We start from the raw sequence: 22,657 nt of genomic DNA, 5'->3' as shown, positions 1-22,657 counted from the left end.
TGAAACAGCACTGCTAACTCACCCGGCCGTCCGCCAAGCCGTGGTTATCGCCCGTGAGGATGCACCCGGAGATAAGCGATTAGTCGCCTATGTTGTACCGGAAATTGCAACCCCGGAGGTTTGGCCGTCAATCGCAGAGTTCCACATTTATGACGACCTTGCCTACCACACGATGGCCGCTCACGAACGGCGAAACGACGCCTACCTTTCCGCTTTTCGCCGGGTACTACAAGGCAAAACGGTGCTCGAAATCGGTCCAGGTCGAACCGCAGTCCTTTCAAAATTAGCGGCGCAAGCCGGCGCAAGTAAGGTGTATGCGGTTGAAATACTCAAAGAGTCATATGAGGCCGCTAAGGCTGAGGTACAGCGCTGCAACCTTGATAAAACCATTACAGTTATCCATGGCGACGCGATGACAGCTGATTTACCTACGGACATTGACTATTGTATTTCAGAAATAGTTGGAAATATTGCTGGCTCTGAAGGGGCCGTCGAGATAATAAACTCTATTAGACCTGCGCTTGTAGATGGCGCCAATGTCCTACCTCAGAGAGCGCGTACATACATAGTTGGTTTTAGCTTGCCAATCAGCAGGCTTTTACTAGGCTTTACGCCCACTGGCCTACACTATGTCAGTAAAATATTCGCGCAAGCTGGTGGTCCTTTTGACTTAAGAATTTGCTTAAAGGGTATGTCAAGTGACTCGATTATTACGTCGAAAGACGTTTTTGAGGATCTAGATTTTACCAGGAATTGTTCATCCGAATCTTCACATCGAATCGATCTTGCTGTGGAGAAAGATTCTGTTCTGACGGGCTTCGTGCTTTGGCTTAGACTCGATGTAGATGAAAACAACTCTATCGATGTACTGGATGATCAAGCTAGCTGGCTTCCAGTCTATGTTCCCGCCTTTAATCCGGGAATCTCTGTAACAAAAGGTGATAAGATTGAGGCTGCAGTCGCTCGAACGATTTCAAAGGACGGAAGGTCTCCTGACTTCAATATTTCCGGCATACTTCGTAGGTCCGGTGGACACCACCTCCCATTCGAGGTCTCCGTGCCGCACCAAAGCGAAAAATTCAGATCCAACTCGTTTTATGAAGGTTTATTCCCCAATGGTCGCGCCGCAAAACGAGAGTCTATGGATTCGACAGAGGTACGATCTTCCCTTCGAACCCATTTTCCTGAGTACATGGTTCCCTCAGCTTTTGAGATATTGGATGCACTACCCCTCACGGCGAATGGCAAACTTGACCGCGAAGCCTTACCAGTTCCAAGCGATGACTCCAATAACTCTGACTATATAGCTCCGCGAAACCCAACAGAGTCCGCTTTAGCCGCGATTTGGGAAAATGTTCTCGGAAGGGAGCGCGTAGGCATCGATGATAACTTCTTTGACTTAGGAGGACATTCACTGCTTGCCACGCGTGTGATTGCCCTAGTTCGAGACAGACTAAATGTTGAGGTCAGTCTGCGATTAATTTTTGACGCTCCAACTATAGAAGACTTTGCTAGGTTTTTGAACGCCCGTCCTATTGTCGGGAATGCCGAAACCTTATCAATGGCGACTCGAGGTTCTCTGCGCGCGGAAATAGATGCCTTGTCCGACGAAGAAGTAGCCACGCTTCTCGCGCAGTTCCTCCCTCTGCCGATCGGGGGTGACGCGTTATGATCGTGATTGTCCGTATTTTCAAAGTGGTAGGGTCGAAGCTGCTGGCCTCTCAAGGCAGTGGACACCCTTGCCAAGTCGTACGGGTATGCGGGTGCGAATTCCAGCGTAGGCGGGCCGGGTAAACCGACGCGAACCGGTCCGATGTTCTAACGTAAAGTGGTAACGTGGGCCCCCATTCCGAAGTGAGGTGGCCCACCATTCCGGTGGTGAACGGGCCGAAACAAATAGAGAACGTCTCCGGTTTCATCCTTTTTGTCAGGTGAGACGGGCAAAACAAGCGTCACACGCCGCAGTACGAGTTTTCTCGTCTGAAGACAGCGGTTCGCACGAGAGACGTAATTACCCACCCCTTGCGCTTGAGCGGGACTACTGATTCACGGGGGGCATGGGCCGTGCCGATCTCGAGCGCCTGAGTCGCGAGAAGTTTATCAAACTGGTGCTGGGCGTGCAGCGCAAGGCGAAGACGTCGCAGGCATCGTCGAAGCCGCCATCGACCAACCGCAAGGAGTTCCGCGACGCATCGCCTCCCCGTGGTGAAAGACAGGCCAAGAGGGACATAGCTGGATACTCAGCAAAGCATTGGATAGCGTGCTTGATTATTGTTCAGACACATGCACCGGCTGTTGCGCGGCGCTGCCGGCCGATCTGGCGGCCGAGACGATCAGCGAGCACGATACGGTCGAACTGCCGCCAATTACGCGGGTGCCGGAGCGTCGCAGGCGGCGGACGGTTCGTTGCCCATCTTGCGGAATCCATGTGATGGCCGCGCTGCCGGACAGCGCGAAGGGGAGGCCGTTCGGGGCGCGGATCCATGCGATCGCAACTTATTTAAAGCCCTTACAGGCATTGTCCTACCGACGGCTTCAGCAAGGGGCGTTTGCCGACCTGAAAGGTGCCTCGGTTCATCTGAACAGCCTAGCGCAATTGCTAAGTGGAGCGTCCGTCGGTTTCATGCCGCTGCGAGAAGCGGCGGGTTGAAGTAGACATGGTCGGGCGTCCTGCGGTCAAGCGAAGAGTGCGGACGCCGTCCGTTGTAGAAGGCCAGGTAACGGCAGATCGAGGCACGGGCCTCGCTGACCGAGCCATAGGCCCGCTGGTAAACCCCGCGTATCTCACAGGGCGCCACAGGCGCTCGACGAACACGTTGTTGCGACCTTCTCGCGGAGCGGGATGGCGGTGAACGCCGTGGTGGTAAATTGGCTGCCTTGATCCGTGCTGAAGATCTCCGGCGCGCCGAAGCGCGTTAGCGCTTCTTCCAAAGCCTCAATGCAGAAATCGGTCTCCAGCGTCAACTCCCCGATCTTGGCGTGCAACGTCTTCATTTCGATAGTAGGCTCGGCCGTTTCACTATGGCCGCCCGACGCGAAAACTCCTGCCGCCCCTTCCAGCAGCTGGCCACGCCACGTCGTGATCTGGTTCGGGTGAACGTCGAACTGCTGCGCCAACTCGGTCAGCGTTTTCTCGCCCTTCACGGCAGCCAACGCCACCTTCGCCTTGAAGGCCGAGCTGTCGTTCCGGCATGTTTGTTTCGTCATTTGATCTTCTGTTCGGCACCATGCTGGCCGCCTTCAGACAAAAACTCCACTTAGCAGCCTGTCCAGATTGCCGAGCCACCTCTCTGTTCTGTCTGACGATCAGCTCGGGCGGTCTGATGAACACGCTCCGCCGTGCACAGGCACATCTTGCAGACGGCCGAGATGAAGCGGTATTGAAGCTACGTCAGGTTGGCGTGGTGAGTTCGGATGAGACCGGGATGCGCATCAATGGTCACCGCGCCATGTGGACGGCTGAGGGGGAAGCTAACATCAGGACCGTCGTCGCTACATCTTGCCTTACGCCTGGGACCGACATCTTTGGCACCGTCGCCGCTACCCTAGGCATATTAAACCTCTCATATGGGAAGTGAAGATTTCGGATAACTTGCTCTGCTTCAGACCAGATCTCTTTGTCCATTCCAATCTCGTTACAAAATCTTAATAATTTTAGATAGCCGTGCCATCGCAATAGTTTCTATATCGCCTATTTGATCAGTTAATATCCGGATTATTAATAGGAACAAATTTTGTGTCTCAACATCCATCTATATCTTTATTATTGCGCAAAGCACTCTCGATAAACTCGGCTATTATTGAAATGATGTGGTCGTTAGACTTCAAAATGCGCACTTTAAATCACAATCTTCTATACAATGGCTCACCGAGCGATCTTTTCATTGCATCGTATCCCAAGTCGGGAACTACATGGTTGCAGATGATAGTTCACCAGATCCTATCGGGCGGTGTTCACACGTTCTCTCATATAAATGACGTGGTCCCCTTTTTTGAAGATGTATGCTTGTCAAATGGCATGACCGCAGACGAAATCGGCAAACCTCTCAAGACGCATCTAGGTTACGATACGGTTCCGAGAGGCTCCGGAAAATACATCTACATTACTCGAGATGGTAAAGATGTTGCGGTATCTTACTACCACCATTATCGCCGCTACATGAACTATAAAGGCGACATTTCCAGTTTTATCAATCTATTTATAAGTGGAAGAGTCGCTTATGGCAGCTGGTTTAAACATGTTTCGGCATGGTCTAATAATGAGCTCAACCTCAATCTTATTCTAGTAAGGTATGAGGATTTAGTCATGGACCTACGTAGCTCCATCCTCAAAATAGCCGATTTTCTAGGAAAGGAAATAACCTCACACGATATATCACGAATTAGCTATATTTGTTCATTTAGTCAAATGAAGGAGAACGAGCGCAAATTTGCTCTTGAGTACGCAAATATTAAGACTTTATACAATAACGAGGATTCATTTATCAGAGAGGGAAAGATAGGGGGCGGTGCTCAGTTCTTTTCAGAAGATGCTCAAGTACGATATGCAAATATGCTATCGAAGTATAATTCCGCAAACTATAACCAATCTAGTATTTAGACATACTCTACAATTTGGTCATGGCCATCCGATTGTAATTGCTCACGGGGGTGGCGGAAAGGGTTGCGGCGCACGTCGGTTTCACCCTACAAATGCCGTCGTCTCCGCGCTTTGATTTGAGTGACGCTGACAAGGATGCGCTGCTGGCGCAACAGCAGGATATGATCGAGCGGCTGATCGCTCGGATCACAGAACTCGAAACACTCTGAACCGCCCCGGGTCTACCAGAGGCCTTGGGTTGTGAGTCACGCCGCCATATCGATGTTGTCTGCGGCAGCATAATATCGGTGTTCGGCTTCAGCAGGTGGGATGTTGCCGATACGCTCGAGTACCGGATACGAAACCTGACGGGAATCCATTAGGCAGTTTTTGGACGGTCTGACATGATTTCCGATGGCACCGTCGAAAGTCACGGACGGGCTATTAATCGAGGCTCAGCCCGTGCGATAAATCCTGTCGCTTTGCCCGAGTGCGCGGAAACCCGACTTTGGGGGCTTTACGTCACCGCTGATCGTTAGCGTGTAAATAAGGCCGTTCTATACACTGACCCCACCTAGAGGTCCTTGCCAAGCTCGACCGCGTTGGCACGATCGCAACGCGCAGCATGGCCGCCCTCCAATATCTCGGGTCGTTCGCCTAATTCGATGCGGTTGGCCAAGTCGCGGTGAAGCATCGTCAACTCGGGTTGAACGGCGTCTCCTGCAACGGGATCGAGCCTGCTTTCCAAGGCGTCAAACAGGTCGATCGCGCCCGCCAACTCAGGCTCAGCGTAAAGGGCGGCACTTTCTCCGGCCCTCCATAGCTCAGCGAGTTCCTGCGATCGTTCAAAGCAGGTCACTGCCGATCGATCCTTCGCTCGTGTCGTGGTCGGCCGCGCAGGCGGCACGGCTCCGCGCTCCTCGATCTTCGCGCGCGTGATCGCGGCGAGACGATACCGGAGGATGCGGGTCTGTGGGGTGTCGGTTGGCGATGGCGTCTGTTGCTTTTGAAGAAGCGTGATGAGCTCGGCCGCGCTGGCGGAGGCGACAGCGTTCCGCCAGTCGACGAGGGCGCGGTCGGTCGCAGTAAGGTCGGCTGGCTGGGCGAGGATGAATCGCTCCAGCATCGGATTGTCTTCGATATGGACCGGCAACGGTAGAGCCTGGCCCAAGACAGCCGCACGGGTGTAGCTGATCAGCTCACCTGTGGTCGCGAAATCGGCGCTTTGCTTCCTGCGGCTCTCGCCGATGGCCGCGGTCAACTGCTCCGCGATTACCTCCAGCCCAGAGGCGATACCAGCGGCGCGTTTCTGACCTGTGTCGCAGACCCCGTGGATCCGGGCGACATCCTGATGGAGCGCGCCGATCGCGTCGCCTTGATGACCGGACTGATCCGCAATCCTGTCCAGGACCGGTGCAAGCAACCCAAGCCATTTATGCGTGGCGGCGTCACCCTCGACGGTGCTGGCGAGGATAGCTTCCTGGAAAGGCAGGAGGTCCGCGATCGGCGCCATACCGGTGTCGATCACGTCGAGGCGACGTTGCATCTCGAGTTGCGTTTCCTCCACGCGCGCGTTGCTCCTGGCGAGCGCTGCGATCTCGCCCCTGAGCAAGGTCACAGCGTCCATCAGGGCCGTCAGCGCTACCGTAGACCCCTCGGAACTCATCGGCTGGGCCCTTCCCTATCCATTGTGCGATCGCGATCGAGCCGCTCGCGGTTTTGCTCCTCGGCTTTCCGAATGACCTCGTGGGAACGCGTGAAGTCAGTCGGTTCGCCAGGCCCGCTGATCTTCTCGGTGATGGCTCGCAACCGATCGCTCAGCGTTCCGGCCTGATCTGGATCATCATGCTTCCCCGAGCCGCTTCGGCTCTTCTCGACAATATCGCGGATACGCTTCGCAACGTCGTCTGGTGGATCAATACCCTGCTCGCGCTGATCGGCCGGCGACTTCGGCGGAACTGCCGACTTGGTCAGCCGGTCGTGCAGCGCCTGGAGTCTGTCGATGCCGGTATCAACGCGCGGCGCCGACACATCGGGTATACGAACGGGCGATCGGACAGGCGTGGAGACGGATGACTTAATGTCTTTCTCGCGAGCCAGGCGCATCGCCCGGGCAGAGTTGGCTTCCGGCGTCGGCATCGTTGCCATGAACTTTTCGAGGCTCCGGGCGACCGCCTGGTCCGCGATCGACGGTGATGCGGAAAGCTCCGTAATCGAGCGCGCATAGGTCCCACGAACTGCCGCTTGTCGTTTCGCCAGGACTGCCTCGACGGGGTCGGCAACACCCTGCTTGCTAAGCCGCTGCGCGCGTTCGGTGCGGCGCACGTCGATGCGTGGGACGAGCCCCTTGTCGCGCATTTTCTGCACGGCGATATGCTCATGCTGAGGATCGACCCCGCGTGCTTTTGTGGGCGTCGCGTTCGCCTCAATTCCCCGATCGCGCAGCTTCTGGGCAAAGCGTTGGCGCCAGCGAAACAGGTCGTCGCGGTTCGGATGGAAGCGGCGTCCGTCATGATCGCGGCGCGCGATCGTCACGTGAACATGCGGATGATTGCGGTCGACGTGAAGCGACGCCACCCAGGATCGGTTCGCGAACTCCTCGCGCGCGAAGTCCAGCGCGGCGCCTTTTAACCGCTCCGGATCGGTCCCGGACGGCATCGACAGAATCATCGAAAGCGACGTCGCGCCCTTGCGCCGCGCGTCGCCGTCGCTCTCATATTCGTGCCATTCCTTGGCAAGTGCCTGCATCTCGCGGCCGTGGTGAATGACCTCGCCGTCGCTGGTTTCAAGCCCCAGTTCCTTGTCCTCGCCATGCCCTAGACGGCTGATATAGGCGAAGTTTGCAAGGACGTGGCCTCCCCCATGCTGACGACCGGTGACCCTGACCATCACCTCGGGAACACGCCGCGATGTACGCTCCGCGGTCATGACAGCGCGACCGCTCATGCGGGTCTGCGATCCCCCGCCAAAGGCGTGCTTGGCCTGCACGCTTGGGCGCGAAGAGCCGGACGACTGCGCCGGTTTGGGAAACATCGACGCAACGGCCATACCGAGCATCGTACCGCCAACATTCGGGCTCTTCGGGCTGCCACCCCCGCTTCCCAGTCGGTACTTTTGGGGGGGTGCAAACACGCCCGCCATCGAGTCCAGCGTACCAGGGGAGAACCGGAAGCTCACGCCTCGGCCCCTCCGCGCGCACCGACCCAGTACCCGATTTCACCCCCGATCGACGACGCAAGAACGCGTCGGGTCTCGATCAGCAGCCTCTGCAATTCCGAGCATTTCTCGATGAACGGCCCGGCGATTCGAGCGATGTCGAGGGAGCTTTCCGGCATGTTCGCCGCGTTCATCGCGTGAACGGCCTGGTTGATGTTCCGGCCGATCAGAAGCACCTGCTTGCGGACCTTCCCAATCTCCGTCTGGGTTGACGGCGCGAGACGGAGAAGCGCAGCCTTGTCCCAGAGCTGCCAGCGGATCGTGCGCTTGATCCACTCATTCCGCGTCAGCCGCATCGGTGCGGCAACGCTGTCGATGCCCTCGATTTCGCTCCGGTTGAGCCGCACGGTCACGCGGATCAGATCGTCGGGATGCCCCCTGCCCTGAACCGGTGTCACGGGAAGATCGTCGTTCTCGGGAGCGACGGCCGCACGCGTCAGCGCGTTGGTGATCCACCCGCTCCGCGTCTGTCCATTCGCGGTGGCGATGCGGTCGATCTCCGCGACCAGCTCATCCGTCAGTCGAACCGTCACTTTCATTTCAAAAGCCCCGTGCAGCGGCGCCCTACAACCGATGTCCGACATTGGTGCCATATGGCATATCCTGCCATCTCTTACCTATACCAATTTAGCCTCTAAAGCAGTTCTTTACAATCATATTTATTTCAGGAGACGCGGAGTGGGATGTTCGCGCTACGATGCAACGTTAGGTGCTAGCAGCAGCCGATCGCGAGAACGGCTATATTTCAATAAGGTATGGGCTATTGGAATATGCCAAAGGTTTGCTTCGGCTCATCGCATTTAGCCATGGCTGATCTAGATATTAACGCAGCTCGTTGCCACAATCCGCACGTCTTCCATGAACAATCTGAAGGTATTCCGATGCCCCGACCATCGTCAAAACCGGCGGACCTTTCGACGATCGAAGCACGCCGCGAGGCACTCAGGGCCGAACTTGCAGCACTCGATGAACAGGCTAAGGCAGCAGAACTGGCAGCTAGGGACGCAGGCCGACCAACCCTCTTGGCCGCCCTTGATCGCGTCAAGATCGCGGCGATCGACAAGTCTGACGCGCGGGCTATCGCTGCCGCAATCGGCCACTATGGCGGCAAGGCCGTAGCGGGACATCTTGCAAAACTTGAGACCGCATAACTCGACCGGGATGTTCGGCCTTTGAAGAAGCTAGGTCGATATGTCCTTCCGTTAATTACTCGCGCGGCGATCGGTCGGAAGCCACGAACGCACTGGACAATGATGTCTTTTAGAGGCGGCTACCAGCGTTGGCGGGATAGAGGTTGGGAAACCAGCGTTCCGCGACGTCGGCCGGGAAGGCAAGCCTGAGCGGCGCGCGGTGGGTCGTGGCGGTCAGCATGCCCCGCTCGACCAAACCGGCAGTGACGAGGCGCGCGGCCCGCTCTTCGTAGCCCGTGAGCGACGGAACTTTGGAACGCTCGACCTCGCCCGATAACACCGCTTCGCGCAGCACGGTGAAGCTGCCTCGCTGAAGGCGCTTCATCCGGATCTCTTCCTCGACATGGATCTCGATCCTCGTGAGCAGCATGTCGGGTTCCACGAGTCCCGCCATAAATCGGACCTGGTCGATCGCTCGTTCGAGGAAGAAGCGGGAAAATTCGATCAACCCGCGCTGGGTGAGATTGCCGCGCCCATCCCGACCTCCTTCGCGCGGTCCGTCCGCTTGGATCAACAGATTCTTGTACGTGCGCTCTTCGCGGGCGAGGCCGCGTGCAACGGACCAGAGGCTAGTACCGATCCCTAGGCGCTTGAGCAGGGCATGGGACATGAGACGGGCCACGCGACCATTCCCGTCGAGGAAGGGATGGATCCACAAGAATCGATGATGCGTGGCACCGACCGCCTGAACCTGCCGGGGCTTGGACAAGGGCGGCGACTGATAGGCACGATCGAACCGCGTCAAAAATCGGGGCAGATCGGCAGGTTCGGGTGGCAAGTGTCGCCCGACCATGACGTCGTATTCGCGCCAGCGCCCGGGCACGACCGGGATCCGCTCGCCGGAGCCCGGGTGCGTGACGATAAGCATTTCAGCCGGGAGCCGCGAACAGAATTCTCGGTGCAGCCAGGCGGCATAGGCTGCAGTAGCAGGCCAGATATCGGGGTCCTGACCACTGTCGATCAACCGCTGGACATGGATATGGGCGACGGCCTCTTGCTGTAGCTCTCGTCGCTTGGGCTCTTCGACAAAGTCATTGGCAAGCGCGCGGTCGATGTCACGGGGATGTGTGTCATGGCCTTCGATCAGGTTCGAATAATAGCAGTTCATCGATCGGACGAGATCCCCGATCGACGCTCGCAAGATGGGGTGAACCCGTCCGGCGAGCTGGTTGGCCTCGGCTGTCAGCGTGAAGGCCTCATCCTCCAAAGCATGGGAGGCCTCCTCCGGCACCATGGGCTCCATCGTGAAGATATCCATGCCAGATTATATGCCGGTTCTTATGCCGGTTACAAGATTCCAAAAACGGCGGTTTATCGCCATATTTAGTACTATCTTTGCTAATATCTAGTTGCTTCTCTGCCGGTTACCGAGGTGGTTTGGTTTGGTTGGAGCGAAACCGGGCGCCTCAGATCAATCGACGGCGAAGCGCTTTGCCAAGCGCGCGCTGGCGCCACTTTTTGCGGCAAGTTTGGCGCCGTAGCGCATGACAGTGTTGGGATCGCGCCAGCGATAGGCCTGCATAATCGCCGGAAGTGCTTCGCCCGCGGCGAAATTGTCCTGCGCCACGCCCACTCGGATCGAGTGGCTCGAGACCGCCGCGATCCACCGCTCGAGTTCGCTCTCGCCCATGGCGCCGAGCAGCTTCTTTGCAAACGCCTGGCGGACGAGCCGCTTGTAGATAATTCCGATTGTTCCTGGATGCAGCGCGCCCGGTCCGACCGATCGCACAGTGCCATCGAAGTAGGTCTCAACTCGCCGGAACAGCGCCCCCTTGTCGATCCCGCCTTTGTCCCGCCAGCGATCGATCGCGCGCATCGTCGCCGGCGACAGATAGGCGTGTGCGCCCTGCCCTTCGCGATCGGTCTTGCTCTTGGGGATGAGCAGCGTTCCCGCCCCTTCCCCATCTGGCCCATCGATGTGCATCACGTCGATCGCGACCAGTTCGGAACGCCGGCAGCCGGTATCGTAGGCAACGCGGAGGAGCGCCTCGTCGCGGGCGCCGAGCATATCCTTGCGGCAGGCTTTTATCAGCGCTGTGAGCGACACCCCGGCCGCAGGCCCATCGAGATCGGTAACATCGCCTTTGAAGCGGATCGCGCGCGCCTGGGTCTGCCGCGTCCCGACTGCCTTACGAGCGGCTTTGAGTTCAAGGCGCACGAGCGGTGCGGCCGTCGGGTCCTCCCGACCGGCCATACGGTAGGCCCACCCGATGTGAACGAGGTAACGACCGATCGTCGCGGCCGAGCGCGCCTCGGTCGCGCGCGCAGCCTCGGTACTGACATCTTGGCCGGAGAGCGCGCGGACATAGGCGGCGACGGTCTGCGCGGTCGCCGCGCCGGTCTGCACATGCGACCGTCGGCACCATAGATCCCACAGGCGCAGGTCCGAAAGGAATGCGCGCACTGTGTTTGCCGACCAGGCGCGCGAAGCTGCGGCAACGATCTGCGGATCAAGAAGGCGCCGTTGCGGCGCGAGTGCAGTAACTTCGCCCACAATGGCATCGAGGCTGCCGCTAGAGCCAACGCGAACGAGAAAGGGCGGGTAGTCAGCCATCTTTACGACGTTACCGCGATCCGCTCGAAACGGCTAGGGTCACGATAACCATTTATTATCATGGCTATGCACATCCTCAACGTGGACGGATCATGCCGTTTGCGGATATAACCTCCAAGTGGACGCTCCTCCAAACTCTTCAGATGCAGGTCCGGAAGCGGACACAACGGACTACCTTATCGAACGTGCCAGCGTTTCGATTGGCCGGCTCGACGCCCTGGTTTCCGCCAGTTTTGTTGCTCGGGCCTGGACTTTGCGGGCGTCATGGACCGGGTACGCCCGCGCACTGCGGCTTCAGGGTGTAGAGATTGACGATATAGATGTATTTTCCTGGGGCTCTGGCGTCATTGTGCCTGGCAGACCCCGATTTCAAACCACCATCGATCATTTCGCTGCCTTTGCACCGTGGCGTAATCAACTTGACCAGATAGGGCGTCATTGGGCCGAAGAGCTTCCTTTTAGGGTGACGCCTGTGCCCGTACGAAGCCGGCTGCCGGTACTTCGCCGAGCGCTCGATCTGTTGACGGCCTTTCTACAAGCCGACCCATCGATCATGGCGTGGCTGGCTTTGCCCGTCTTGTTACACCGGCTTGGTCTGACCGAGGCCCCTCTCCCTTGCCTCGTTGCGGGAGATCGACAGTTACTTAACGCTTCCAGGGAGCGCGACCGCGGTGCTGCCGTCCGGCGGATCCTGAGATCGCTCGAGGCCGCTGCTATTGCAGGCCGTCAAAGTCTGAAGGCAATCGAGGATGCGCGTGCGGTCAGCATCGTGGCCTTGGTTCGTGAACGTCGGCCCAGCTCGCTGGCACGTCTTGCGACCCTGCTGATGGTCGCGCCGGTGCAATCGCCTGAGGCGGTTGCGCGGCGGTTAAAACTGACGCTTTCCGGAGCGGGAAAATTGCTCGCCCGTGCCGCTGCCGTCGGCTTGGTGGTGGAAGTCAGCGGACGCCTGGCCTGGCGAGTCTACGTTGTTCCAGACCTTGCGATCACCTTGGGCTTCGTGGCGGCACCGAAAGGCCGCCCCGCGTTGCGGCCTGGCCTTCCCTTACCGGACCGCGATCTCGCAGACATCCTGGCGCAGTTCGATAGCGAACTGGCGGCGTTTGACTCGCGGTTTCCGAGCGCATCCGAGTAGCCAAGCTCCCATTCCGAGCTAACGGAACATTCGCTTTCGGCGCCCAGCCTCGACGACATCACCGCTTCTCGGCTGCCTTCCGCTGCTCGTCCGCCTCAAGAAGGTCGAGCATGATGCCAAACACCTCCCCCTTTGCCATGCGATGACGGTACGCATATTCGTCGAGCCGATCGCGATCGCCTTCGCGAAGTCGCAAATTGTAATGATCTGGGTACTGCGACGGCTGACGAGTACGTTTCTTAGGAGTTGCAGGCGCTTCTGGCTGTGTCGGCTTGTCCGATTGGAAGCCAAGCAACTCCCCCCCAGCTTTGGCCTTGTCTCGAATGTCCCGCGGTGGCGGAGCAATATAGTCGCTATCGTCGAGGCCGAAGCTCGTTACCCCCGCAAGCCGTGATGCGGGCTTTGCTGCCTTGTCATTCATGCGTTGGTCCTCGCCGCTTTCAGAGCCTCAAGAACATCATGGGCAAACCCCGCGGCGTTGACGCGCGCACTCTCAATCGAGGCGCTAGGCGTACCTTGGAGACCTGCCAGAGTACCTCCTTGAGCGAACAGGCTACGATAGACGGTCCGTTCGGCAATCGACGTCGGGAGCGTTGAAATCCCTGCCCCCTCGACGCCGTCTGCGATCTGCTGCGAGACCCTCGACCGGATGCGCGAACTAGCCGGCGTGCGCGTGAACACGCCAGCAAAGGCTATGTCGCGACGCGCGGCAGTCGATGCGCGTCGGATGCTTTGGAAAGCGCGGGCGGCTTGGTCGCTGTCCAGCACAGATCCTTGCATCGGCACGATCGCCAGATGGGTCATTAAGAGCGCGTTGGTTACGCGCGCCGACGCCCTGCCCTCAAGATCGACGATCACGAACCGCGCACGCTTTTGTGCCTCGTCGATCGTATCGATGATTGCGTCCTCGTCGACCTCTTGAACGACCTCGATGTTATCCGGCTTGCCTGGCAAGCCTGCCCACTTCACAAGTGGGAAGTTCGGATCGGCATCCACGATGACGACCGAAGCGCCGCCTTCCGCCAGTTCGATCGCCAAGAGCAACGCGGCTGTGGTTTTCCCCACGCCGCCCTTAGGCGAGAGCAACGTTATAACCGGCATCGCGACCCTTTCGTTGTTGTGGTAGCGGTATTACCGCTACCACAACCCTGGGTTGTGATATCGGTAATCCAGCGGGCTGGCTTAGCATACAGGTATTCGACATAGTAGCGGTATTTCACGCAGTTCGCGTACTCGCGGTAAGCGAAATAATGCGGGTAATCTCGGTAATCGACGTAATCGACGTAATCGACGTAATCGACATAATCGACATAATCGACATAATCGACATAATCGACATAATCGACATAATCGACATAATCGACATAATCGACATAATCGACATAATTTCGGTAATCGGAGTATTCAAGGTGATTAAATGTTTAGCGGCAATCGTTGTGTGCGCTGTAATTAGCGTAATATCAGCACTCGCGGTAATACACCAAACAGCTGCCCCACCAACCGAATATCGGTATTACCTGTAAGTCACATATTACTGATGTTTCCAGTCCTATCTGCACTAAAGGTAATACCGTTAGCGCTAATATTTGGCGACGAAACGCGCGAGCCAGCGCGTATTGGGCTCAAGAGCCAACATGCGCATAGAAACAATGAAAAACACGGTAATGCCAATAATAGGCCGATTATCGGTGCTACCTGTATCACCGATAATACGGCGAACGAGCTGCTTTTGAGGCCTAGAGCATTTGCGGCGCTTTATACATCGACCTTCGAATGGGAGTTATGGCCAAGCCGGCAGGACGGATCACCAATCTATCCGTCGCCATATACGGATCCAAACGGTTCAGACCTCGAATAAGCCGAGGCCGCCTACGTCTCTGGCGTAAAGAGCACTTATCGAGCATCATGTTGAAGTGGATGCTAAAAGTATCTGCAAGCGCCGCAACTGATTCCTGCGGCGTTGCTGACTTTGAGATTCCGGGCCTCACGGGTCGGGGCGGAACCGTTGCCGAATTAGCGCGCCATAGCGTCGTTGGAAAACATATTCGCTAACGCCTTAACGTGCATACCCCGGTGAGTATCCGCCGACTGCGGCTCAAGCCCAACCTTCATTTTTCGATCAACAATCCGTCGCTGATTTTCGTCGGCGCGGGTGCGGTACGATCCATATCCACCGGGCATGCAGCACTACTGCGTGGAGTCGTTGAATCCGAGACCACGCTTACTCGTATCCTGGCGAATAAACCCAAACCCAGTATCTCAAATAACGAGGCGCATAGGTCAGACACCGTGCGCTTCTCAGGTATAGTGCATGAGTTGAGGGGCAGGGGGGGACGCAAAGCGACGGAGCAGCCGATTGATACCAGCACCGCCGTGCCAGGACGTTCCTCGACATGCTCAGCGTGTTTGCCGAGTTTAAGACTAATCTACGCCGCGAGCGTCAGAACGAGGGCCTCGGGGCCGCTAAAACCCGAGGCGTCTATCAACGCGAGAAGGGGCGTATAGACATGATCTGTGAAGCAAACGACATCGAGCACCGGCTGACCAAGCCGAACCACCCGTGGACCAACGGTCAGGTCGAGCGGATGAACCGAACCATCAAGGAGGCGACCGTCGAACGCTTCCACTATGAAGGCCACGAGCAGTTACGGGTGCACCTCGCAGACTTCAGGGCAGCCTATATTTCGCCCGACGGCTCAAGACGCTCAGCGGCCTCACGCCTTACGAATACATCCCCAAAATCAGGTCGTCAGAGCCCAATAGGTTCATCGTCGATCCGATCCACCAGATGCCGGGACTAAACACCTAGGCTTAACCTCGCCAGTCGGTTTCATAGGCGGTACCCCCGCGTTCGCGCGCAGGACCGCCAAATTGTCTGGCTTGTCCGTCGATTCTTTTCCCCGCCGTGCGACACCAAGCTTTTCCATTTTCATGTCATGCAAAGATCTGCAACATGTAAGCTAGGGAAGCGTGGCTTCTGTCGGCCGTGGAGGGGCACCATAGTAGAGGCCGATATTGAGCGCCTGCACGCATCGCTGACCGCGCGTTTCAGCGAACTACGCGCTGTGAAAGCTGATACGCCAGTCTATCTCCTCGAACACGGGGTGGAGGGTCTGGAGCTAGAGTTGTTGCTGACCTCAGTCCGGTCTGCCCTTACCCAGCACCGGATTGAAAGCGGTTGGTGGAGATCAAAAGCGCTACCATTGCTCGTCGCTGCAACTGAGGTCGGCTACGTCTATCATGGCACTGGCACTGACTTCTGGCCGCTCTTCGCTGAGCAATTGCACGAGGTTTCGCTTGCGGATCGCGCAGCGCTATCGAGCTTATTCGGGCGGTGGGCGGTTGAAATGGGCTTGGCCCAGCCACCCCACAGTCCGTGGAACCTGGCGTTCTGCCATATCGCCTGGCCAGTACTTCATGCAATCCTCCCGATCGAACTGCACCGGCCGCTTGCCCGGGCGTTGCGCGACGTTCGTGGCCATCTTGACCTAAGCGCAAGCGAAGCCACGCTGCTCGCGCCGATCCGCCACCGGGCGCAACTCGCTGGCGGCGTGCGGCTCATCGGATGGCTGGATGACCAGCATACGGCCGCTGCAGTCGTTCGAGAGTTCCTCCACCCCAGCGGCGAGCATGACATTGCCAGTTCCGCGCTCAAGCGCATTGTGATCGATCTTGCGCGTGATGAGACAGCCAAGGCGGCGCTGCGCGAGGCGCGCAAACGGCAAAATGCCCTCCAGGCCCTGCCCAAGCAGCGGCAGCGTCGGCGCGCCGAGATTGAACCGCGCTACGTGCCGATGGTCCTCCGCACAGTCGAAAAGCGTCTTGGCCTCGGGCTTAAGGTTCCGCAGATGGAACAGTCCATGCGCGATGCTGCCCGAAGTGCGCTGGATGCGATGCGGTGGCGTGCTTTTCTTTGGGGCGACGGCCGACCGGTGCCGGGGCGTAATATCTTCAGCGACTTCCCGTTGCCGTTACAGATCGATGCTCTCCCATCGCCCAATCTGCCTCTGTTCAACGACATTGACGGCCTGCCGCTGGGGCAGGATGCGAAAGATTTCTTGGGTAGCTTGCGCGTGGCGACCGCTGCGCCTTTGCTTTTCGGTAATTTTGCCGAGGACGGTGATGCGCTGCAACGCAGTTCGGGCACAATCGCTGATAGCGGGCACTGCATTGTTCTGGTTGACACCACGCCGTCACCGCCCAACGCCGAGCATCTTGGCCGTATTGCGGGCTTGCGTGCGTATCGGCTTGATGCGGCTGACCCGATGAACCAAACTTGGCTTTCAGCGCTTGGCTTTGCCGTGCGGCAGACCAGTCGCTTCGCCTGGATTGGTGACGCTGAGACCGAGCAGCATCGGCCGGTGCGCCGGTTTCGTGCCGGAAGTTTTATCGCATTCGAAGTAAGCATGCCGAGCGGCGCGTGCGATGTGCATCTGACCGGCCCGAACGGGAAACAGTCCGCATTGTCGGGCACAGGGAGCCTCCTTGCCGGTCTCACCGCAACCGAACCTGGGGTTTACAGGCTGCGCTACGGGGTTGGCGAGGAGCAGGCGTTCGAGGTCATCGAAGTTGATGACGATCTTCACCTGCTGACGATCAACATCGACGCCGGAAGCGGCGCGACGACTGATTTGGCCGATCGGCAGATCACCTTGCGATTTGACAGCGCCGCAATGGTCCAGGAAGCCGAGTTGCAGTTAACGCTTCACTGCGATGGCCGGGAGATCAAACAGGTCCGTGACATCCTGCCTGACACGCCGTGCCGCCTCGGGGGTGATCATGCGATCTGGGAGAATCTCCTCGACCATGACACGGTCGATCGGCTGCTTACCGCGCGGCACGCCGAATTGTCCGTTACCGTCATTGGTTTGGCGGACATATCCTTCGCCTTCGAGCAGGTCACCGCACCGTTCGCCTGGGTACGCCAGTCCAATGGTCGGCTGATCGCCAGCGACGAACGCGGCGATCTCGCCATCTTTGCCGTTAGTCCGCAACAACCGCTGGCGCCGGTTACCGCCGATAGCTGGGCGACCGGCAATGATATTCTGCTGCTGCGCGCTGGTGATGAGCGGCCGTTTCAGACGGGCGGAATTTGCGTCGGCCCGCGTGTATGGCGAGCGGGCGACGCACCGGTCGTGCGCAAGCCAGATCGGCTACTGCGCCAATTCAATGGGGCGCGGGGCGGCGAAGCTGATGGTCGCGCCGTAATTGATTCACTGATCGGATGGGCCGCTGCGGGTGTCGATCACCCAGTGACGCAGTTCCGGCGCGGCCAGATCGTGCGCCAGTTGGAAGCATGGATGGTTGAGCAGCTGTGCGGCGATGCTTGGGCCGAACACGAAGCCGCGTTGGCTCAGCGACGCGGTAAAAGCTTCGTTGGAGCCTTCCTTAGCGCCTGCGAGCGGCTTGGGATTGGATATAGCGACGTCGGCCTATCTCGTGCTCAACGTGCATTGCTCGATCGTATCCTGACCCGCCTCATAGACGCGCGAGGCTTGCCTGTTTCGTTGGAGATGAGCCGCGAGCCAATTGAGGAGGATTTGGCGATCGCCCTCGATGAACTGTTCAACGACGCCTATACCCTGCTTTACGAAGACATTGAATCGATCGGGGACGGTTGCCCGTTCAATCCTGATGACGATATCGACGTGGGAGAAATCAGCGATAATTGGGACCGCGCTCTGCGAGCGGCGGCAAGCGAAGCCGCGTTGATTGGGCTGGTTGACCTGTTGAGGCCGCTGGATGCCGGCGACGCGCTCAGTCTTGCAGACTTTGAGACCATGCTGCCTGATGACGTAGTCGATCTGCTTCATGATTGGATCGTCAAGAACCGCCCGGCTCATCATGTCCGCCAGTGGAGCCGCGACCTGGTGGAATCTGCCTACTGGCTATTTGCCAGACCTGCGGTTGCGGCGCGATTGTCCTGGAAAGCTGCTAGCGAACGGCTTCTTGCCGATGGTTTCTCCGCGCGGGCAATACGCTATGCGGCGCTACGCGCCGGCGCTGCGAAGGGAAGCGAATGAGCGATCCCTATATCGATCTTTGCCTCGGGGTGCAGGCGGTCCGTCGGCGGGTCGAGCGCGAAGTGGCTGGGCTTGGCGGAGCGACCGGCGTTGCTGCTGCACCGTATCCGCACCAGTTGGCCAATGTGCAGAGGATCCTGTCCGACAGCCGTATCCGACATCTGATTGCGGATGAAGTGGGTCTCGGAAAAACCGTCCAGACGCTGATGATCCTCAATGCACTCAGGCTTCAAAATCCCCGCCATCGCGCGCTCATCCTCGTGCCGGACAATATTGCGCCGCAGTGGCTGATCGAATGCCAGACGCGCGGGCACTTCACGCCGCTTGGTCGCGCCCCGGAAGAAGAAGAGAACGGCGCTCATGTCCGGCTCGCTTATTATGACCAGTTGGGCTCCGTCACCGAGATTGATCCCAATGTGTACGATCTGCTTGTTGTCGACGAGTTGCACCGGCTCCAAGCCAATGCCCGCCAGCGTATTGCCGATGTCGCGGGCGATTTTCGGCAATTGCTGCTGTTGTCAGCGACCCCGAAGTTGGACGATGTCGAGGCGTTCCGCCAACTGCTCTCCATTCTAGAGCCAGAGCGGATGGCGGTGGCGGCGCGGACTTCAGACACGCCTGAGACCTTGCTTCGCGAGCGAGAGGCGCAGGCCGCCGAACTGCTCAGGCAAGGTGTGAGCGCCGACTGGGATGCCGCTGGCCTCATGCCGCCGCCCGAACGCGCTCAGGCATCCACGCTCGCCGTCACCCACAGCATCCTGCGCCGCGTGACCCACAGCAATCGCCGTGACTATCCCGATCTACTGCCGCAGCGCGTGCTCCATCGCATTGCAATCGAGCCGACCGCGGACGAGGTGGCGCGCCAGGATCAGGTCTGGCAGTTCATCGGACATGCCGACCGCGGCGCGGCCTCGACCGATCTGGCACGTCTTGGCCAGGTTGCGCTTCGCTCGCCACGCGCCTTGAGCGAACGCATCAACATTTTGCGCGGACGCGACCAGCGCGACCCGCACGGTTTCTTGGCTGCGGCCGGGAAACATCTCGAAGCAGCCAACGGCGACAGCCGCATTGAGGCAATGGTCGATCTGCTGGTCGATATCTGGAACGACAATCCGGACGAAGCCGTGCTCATCGTTGCCGAAGACAACCCGACCGTCGATTATCTCGAACGTATGATCCCGCAATTCCTCCCGGCGATCGGCCCCAGAGGCAAGCGTCGCCCGCTGTCGCTCGCGGTCAATCGCAACCGCGACGCCTCTGCAACGTCCGACTTGGTTGACCTGTTTGAAGAATATGATGACGGAATTGGCGGGTTCGTCGACGGCGATGATCAGTTGCTGATCGCTGCCGATGTCGCGCAGGTCGGGCTCAATCTACAGCACGCGCGCAAGCTCATCTTCTTCAGCATGCCATGGTCGCCCGTCGCGGTAGAACAATGGATTGGCCGGCTGGATCGCCTCGGCAGCGCCGCGCTCGCCGACCAGCCCGGCGAACGCACGCTCGACATCTATGCCATCTACCAGCGCGGCCAGGTCGACGAGCGCGTGATCACGGTGCTCGATGACTTCGCCGTCTTCAGGCGTAGCATCCGGCTCGACGGCGAGGAAATCAACGTCGTCGAGCAGCACATCATCGACGCGGCGCTGACGCCGCACACCGTGAACTGGCAGGCGCTCAGCCTTGAGGCACGCAGCATCACCACCGACGATGGCGATGCGCTGGTGACGCCCTTATCCGGCGCCCTCCCATGGTCGGCCGAGTCCGCGCGCGACCTGGCCGATCAGTTCGATCGGACAGGCGCGCTGGGCCCACTGCTGGAGCAGTCCACCGCAAGCCGGGCGATCGTCCGCATCGAGACGGGCCTGCGCGGGTGGATGCGGCTGATGGGTCGCGCCAACGGACTACGCATGTGGAAAGGCAAGAACCCGGACAAGCCCGGTCGGAGGTTCCGGATGCTGCATCATTATCGCTCGCCATACGCGACGGGGCCGGCCGAACCGCGCTTCCCGCTGCCTGGGCTGGATCCGCGGGATGGACAGCGCTACGCCTATCTCGATAGCCGGCGGTCGCTCGAATCTCCGCCGGTACCGACCGTGCATCTCGACGACAATCCAGCGGCACCGCTCAACTTTCTCGATCATGGCGCCCCGCTCCATGAGGCGCTGGTCAATGAGTGGAGTAAGATCGGCAAGGCCGTTCCGGCTTGTCTGAGGGTGCGGTTTCCCGAGGGGCATATGCTCGCCGGCGACACCGGACGCGGCACCTATCTGCTGGCAATCCTGGCCTGGGTGCCGGGCGATCGGAATCTCGTCGAGCTCGATCGCAGTCATATCCTGCAACTCTTGCAGGAATCGCGAACGCGGCCCGAGCAGAGGCCGTTCCGGGACGCCATTCAGGCGATGGAAGAAGAGTTGCGCGCAGACCGCCGTTGGGTGAACAGCCTGTTCACCGCACGCCTCGACCTGCTTGCCGCGCGGCACGAGAACAGTGCGTGGTCGCTTGTCGATCAGGAGATGGCGGACGCCCTGTTCGTGCCGTGGGATGTGAGCGCGCGAGGCGAGGGCGTCGTTCTCGCCACCGGCCAGCGAGGTCCGCTCGCCCTGGAGATCAAGGCGGTGAAGGACGCCGGCGGCGCGATGCTGCTGCAGGAGTTCGCGCGGCGCCATCAGGATTCACTCAGCGAATGCCCAGACCTGCAAGCGCGGATCGCTACAAGGCGTTATCTCGTCACCAGCGAGGCCGAAGACCTGATCGCGACACGGCAGGCCGTGCTCGATGCGGCGACGGCGCAAGGCATGGAAACAAGCGAGCAGGGCTTTGCCCGCAGCCGGTTTCGCGCGATCCGCAACGCGCGCGACATGGCGATCCACGCGCGAGACGTCCGGCTTGCCCGGCTCGACGAGTTGGCCGCGGCGCCCGCCGATGGGCGCTACGACGAATACAAGTTCATGGTGATGACGATCGAATAGACTTCAGAGCGCGACGGCGCGCCAGCGCGAAAAGGCGGCATTGGCGCTCTCCGTCACGGTCCATGACCAGCGCGCTACACCCGGGGCACCGAGCAGCTTGAGCGCGCGTTGAAATTGTGCAGGCACTGGATGCTCGAAGGAGAGCATCCCCATCCTCCAAATCGCGCGCTCAGGCGCACCGATCGCTAGCCCTCGCGCCAGCAACGCCCAAGTCCATTCGTCCCAATCGAACAGATCGAGGGACCGCACGTCGTCGCCTGCCACCCGGATCACGATCGGATGCCATTCGTTTGGACTGCGTCCTGGACGGACGGCGCACCAGGTACCATCGGGCGCCGCGGTCCGCCACCGACCCTCGACGGTTGGGTGGTTGTGGCGTCCGAACCGACCCTTGTGAGTACCCGGCGGATCGATCACCGCGCGCAACTGAGTCGCGTCGAGCGGTAATCCGTCATGGCACAGCGTTTCGCTCAACATCGCCCAGAATTCAGTGAGAGTGCCGTCGCCCGAGCCACCCGTCCTGCGCGCCAGATGATTGCGATACCCGTGGCGGCCCATGAAGGCGGCAAAGTCGATCGGCGCGACATGCGCCGGCGGTGCGGTGCCGCGGCGGACATAGCCGCCAGCGGAACGGGTCGCCGGGGTCTCGAAATCGTCCTGCCCCAAGAACACGAAATCGTTTTCGGCGATGGCGATCCATCGCGGCCGCGACAGGACGAGACTGGGCTTGCCGTCGAGCCGCACCGGGGTCAGGTCACCGGTCTCGATCAGCGCATCGATCACCTCGCCGACCCGAGCGCGGACCAATTCTTCCTCGAACCCGGCGGCCAGGAACTGGCGATGGAGGTAAAGGGTGACGCGCGCTCGGGCGGGCGATCGCCACGCCCCAACGCAGGAGCGCGCCGCATCGGCGACCGAATGAAGGGCAGGGCCGCCATCCAGCGTCGCCGCGAGCCGCAACCGGTCTCTGAGGGTCTCGGGCGTCAACGCC

16 protein-coding genes and 3 pseudogenes are annotated in these 22,657 nt (G+C 59.3%); 10 read left to right on the top strand and 9 right to left on the bottom strand.

Features of this window, described 5'->3' with window-relative positions; translation table 11 throughout:
• Both U1763_RS20470 and U1763_RS20465 read left to right on the top strand, forming a co-directional pair.
• Positions 1–1,672: phosphopantetheine-binding protein (locus U1763_RS20470; RefSeq protein ID WP_332756769.1), on the top strand; the 1,672-nt coding region annotated here is incomplete at its 5' end.
• A gap of 579 nt (positions 1,673–2,251) precedes the next feature.
• On the top strand, positions 2,252–2,650 hold the full coding sequence (locus U1763_RS20465) for a hypothetical protein (protein WP_332756768.1): 399 nt from the start codon (positions 2,252–2,254) through the stop codon (positions 2,648–2,650).
• On the opposite strand, the pseudogene U1763_RS20460 reads toward U1763_RS20465, so the two are convergent.
• Positions 2,622–3,207 (bottom strand): annotated as a pseudogene (locus U1763_RS20460) (transposase). The gene U1763_RS20465 and the pseudogene U1763_RS20460 overlap by 29 nt on opposite strands.
• 83 nt (positions 3,208–3,290) lie before the next feature.
• Between U1763_RS20460 and U1763_RS21175 the strand changes: the two are divergent.
• The 3 genes and pseudogenes from U1763_RS21175 to U1763_RS20445 all read left to right on the top strand — a co-directional run.
• Positions 3,291–3,578 (top strand): annotated as a pseudogene (locus U1763_RS21175) (hypothetical protein); the annotation flags it as partial.
• Positions 3,579–3,805: 227 nt separating this feature from the next.
• The gene (locus U1763_RS20450; RefSeq protein WP_332756770.1) at positions 3,806–4,600 is read left to right on the top strand and encodes a sulfotransferase domain-containing protein; all 795 of its coding nucleotides are present in this window, start codon (positions 3,806–3,808) and stop codon (positions 4,598–4,600) included.
• 38 nt (positions 4,601–4,638) lie between these two features.
• The gene (locus tag U1763_RS20445; RefSeq protein WP_332756771.1) at positions 4,639–4,809 is read left to right on the top strand and encodes a hypothetical protein; all 171 of its coding nucleotides are present in this window, start codon (positions 4,639–4,641) and stop codon (positions 4,807–4,809) included.
• A gap of 344 nt (positions 4,810–5,153) precedes the next feature.
• On the opposite strand, the gene U1763_RS20440 is transcribed toward U1763_RS20445, so the two are convergent.
• From U1763_RS20440 to U1763_RS20430, 3 genes are all read right to left on the bottom strand, one after another.
• The gene (locus U1763_RS20440) at positions 5,154–6,245 is read right to left on the bottom strand and encodes a hypothetical protein (protein WP_332756767.1); all 1,092 of its coding nucleotides are present in this window, start codon (positions 6,243–6,245) and stop codon (positions 5,154–5,156) included.
• Positions 6,242–7,636, bottom strand: a complete 1,395-nt coding sequence (locus U1763_RS20435; protein WP_332756766.1) for a relaxase/mobilization nuclease domain-containing protein — start codon at positions 7,634–7,636, stop codon at positions 6,242–6,244. The genes U1763_RS20440 and U1763_RS20435 overlap by 4 nt, the downstream gene beginning before the upstream one ends.
• 116 nt (positions 7,637–7,752) lie before the next feature.
• Positions 7,753–8,379, bottom strand: a complete 627-nt coding sequence (locus U1763_RS20430; protein WP_332756765.1) for a ribbon-helix-helix domain-containing protein — start codon at positions 8,377–8,379, stop codon at positions 7,753–7,755.
• 222 nt (positions 8,380–8,601) lie between these two features.
• Here U1763_RS20430 and U1763_RS20425 point away from each other — a divergent pair, with 222 nt between their 5' ends.
• The gene (locus U1763_RS20425) at positions 8,602–8,946 is read left to right on the top strand and encodes a hypothetical protein (protein WP_332756764.1); all 345 of its coding nucleotides are present in this window, start codon (positions 8,602–8,604) and stop codon (positions 8,944–8,946) included.
• Positions 8,947–9,055: 109 nt separating this feature from the next.
• On the opposite strand, the gene U1763_RS20420 is transcribed toward U1763_RS20425, so the two are convergent.
• Both U1763_RS20420 and U1763_RS20415 read right to left on the bottom strand, forming a co-directional pair.
• On the bottom strand, positions 9,056–10,243 hold the full coding sequence (locus U1763_RS20420) for a Fic family protein (RefSeq protein ID WP_332756763.1): 1,188 nt from the start codon (positions 10,241–10,243) through the stop codon (positions 9,056–9,058).
• Positions 10,244–10,396: 153 nt separating this feature from the next.
• Entirely contained in the window at positions 10,397–11,539 is a 1,143-nt protein-coding gene (locus U1763_RS20415) for a tyrosine-type recombinase/integrase (RefSeq protein ID WP_332756762.1), read from the bottom strand.
• 118 nt (positions 11,540–11,657) lie between these two features.
• Here U1763_RS20415 and U1763_RS20410 point away from each other — a divergent pair, with 118 nt between their 5' ends.
• Entirely contained in the window at positions 11,658–12,674 is a 1,017-nt protein-coding gene (locus U1763_RS20410) for a hypothetical protein (protein WP_332756761.1), read from the top strand.
• Between the two features lie 58 nt (positions 12,675–12,732).
• On the opposite strand, the gene U1763_RS20405 is transcribed toward U1763_RS20410, so the two are convergent.
• Together U1763_RS20405 and U1763_RS20400 are read right to left on the bottom strand one after the other, a co-directional pair.
• Positions 12,733–13,095 (bottom strand): hypothetical protein, encoded by a 363-nt coding sequence (locus U1763_RS20405; protein ID WP_332756760.1) that lies wholly within the window; start codon positions 13,093–13,095, stop codon positions 12,733–12,735.
• Positions 13,092–13,775: a nucleotide-binding protein gene (locus tag U1763_RS20400; RefSeq protein WP_332756759.1), complete on the bottom strand. Its 684-nt coding sequence runs from the start codon at positions 13,773–13,775 to the stop codon at positions 13,092–13,094. Before U1763_RS20400 ends, U1763_RS20405 begins: the two co-directional genes overlap by 4 nt.
• A 1,418-nt stretch (positions 13,776–15,193) precedes the next feature.
• Here U1763_RS20400 and U1763_RS20395 point away from each other — a divergent pair.
• The 3 genes and pseudogenes from U1763_RS20395 to U1763_RS20385 form a co-directional block, all read left to right on the top strand.
• Positions 15,194–15,483, top strand: a pseudogene (locus U1763_RS20395) (integrase core domain-containing protein); the annotation flags it as partial.
• A 256-nt stretch (positions 15,484–15,739) separates the two neighbouring features.
• On the top strand, positions 15,740–18,697 hold the full coding sequence (locus U1763_RS20390; RefSeq protein WP_332756758.1) for a hypothetical protein: 2,958 nt from the start codon (positions 15,740–15,742) through the stop codon (positions 18,695–18,697).
• Positions 18,694–21,666, top strand: a complete 2,973-nt coding sequence (locus U1763_RS20385; protein ID WP_332756757.1) for an SNF2-related protein — start codon at positions 18,694–18,696, stop codon at positions 21,664–21,666. Before U1763_RS20390 ends, U1763_RS20385 begins: the two co-directional genes overlap by 4 nt.
• A 3-nt stretch (positions 21,667–21,669) precedes the next feature.
• On the opposite strand, the gene U1763_RS20380 is transcribed toward U1763_RS20385, so the two are convergent.
• A complete protein-coding gene (locus U1763_RS20380) occupies positions 21,670–22,653 on the bottom strand; it encodes a hypothetical protein (protein WP_332756756.1) in 984 nt (327 codons plus the stop codon).
• Between the last annotated feature and the right edge of the window lie 4 nt (positions 22,654–22,657).

Source organism: Sphingomonas sorbitolis (assembly GCF_036663875.1).
GTDB lineage: Bacteria > Pseudomonadota > Alphaproteobacteria > Sphingomonadales > Sphingomonadaceae > Sphingomonas.
Note: the sequence above shows the minus strand (reverse complement) of the source record. Positions and strands in the feature narration are given on the sequence as shown.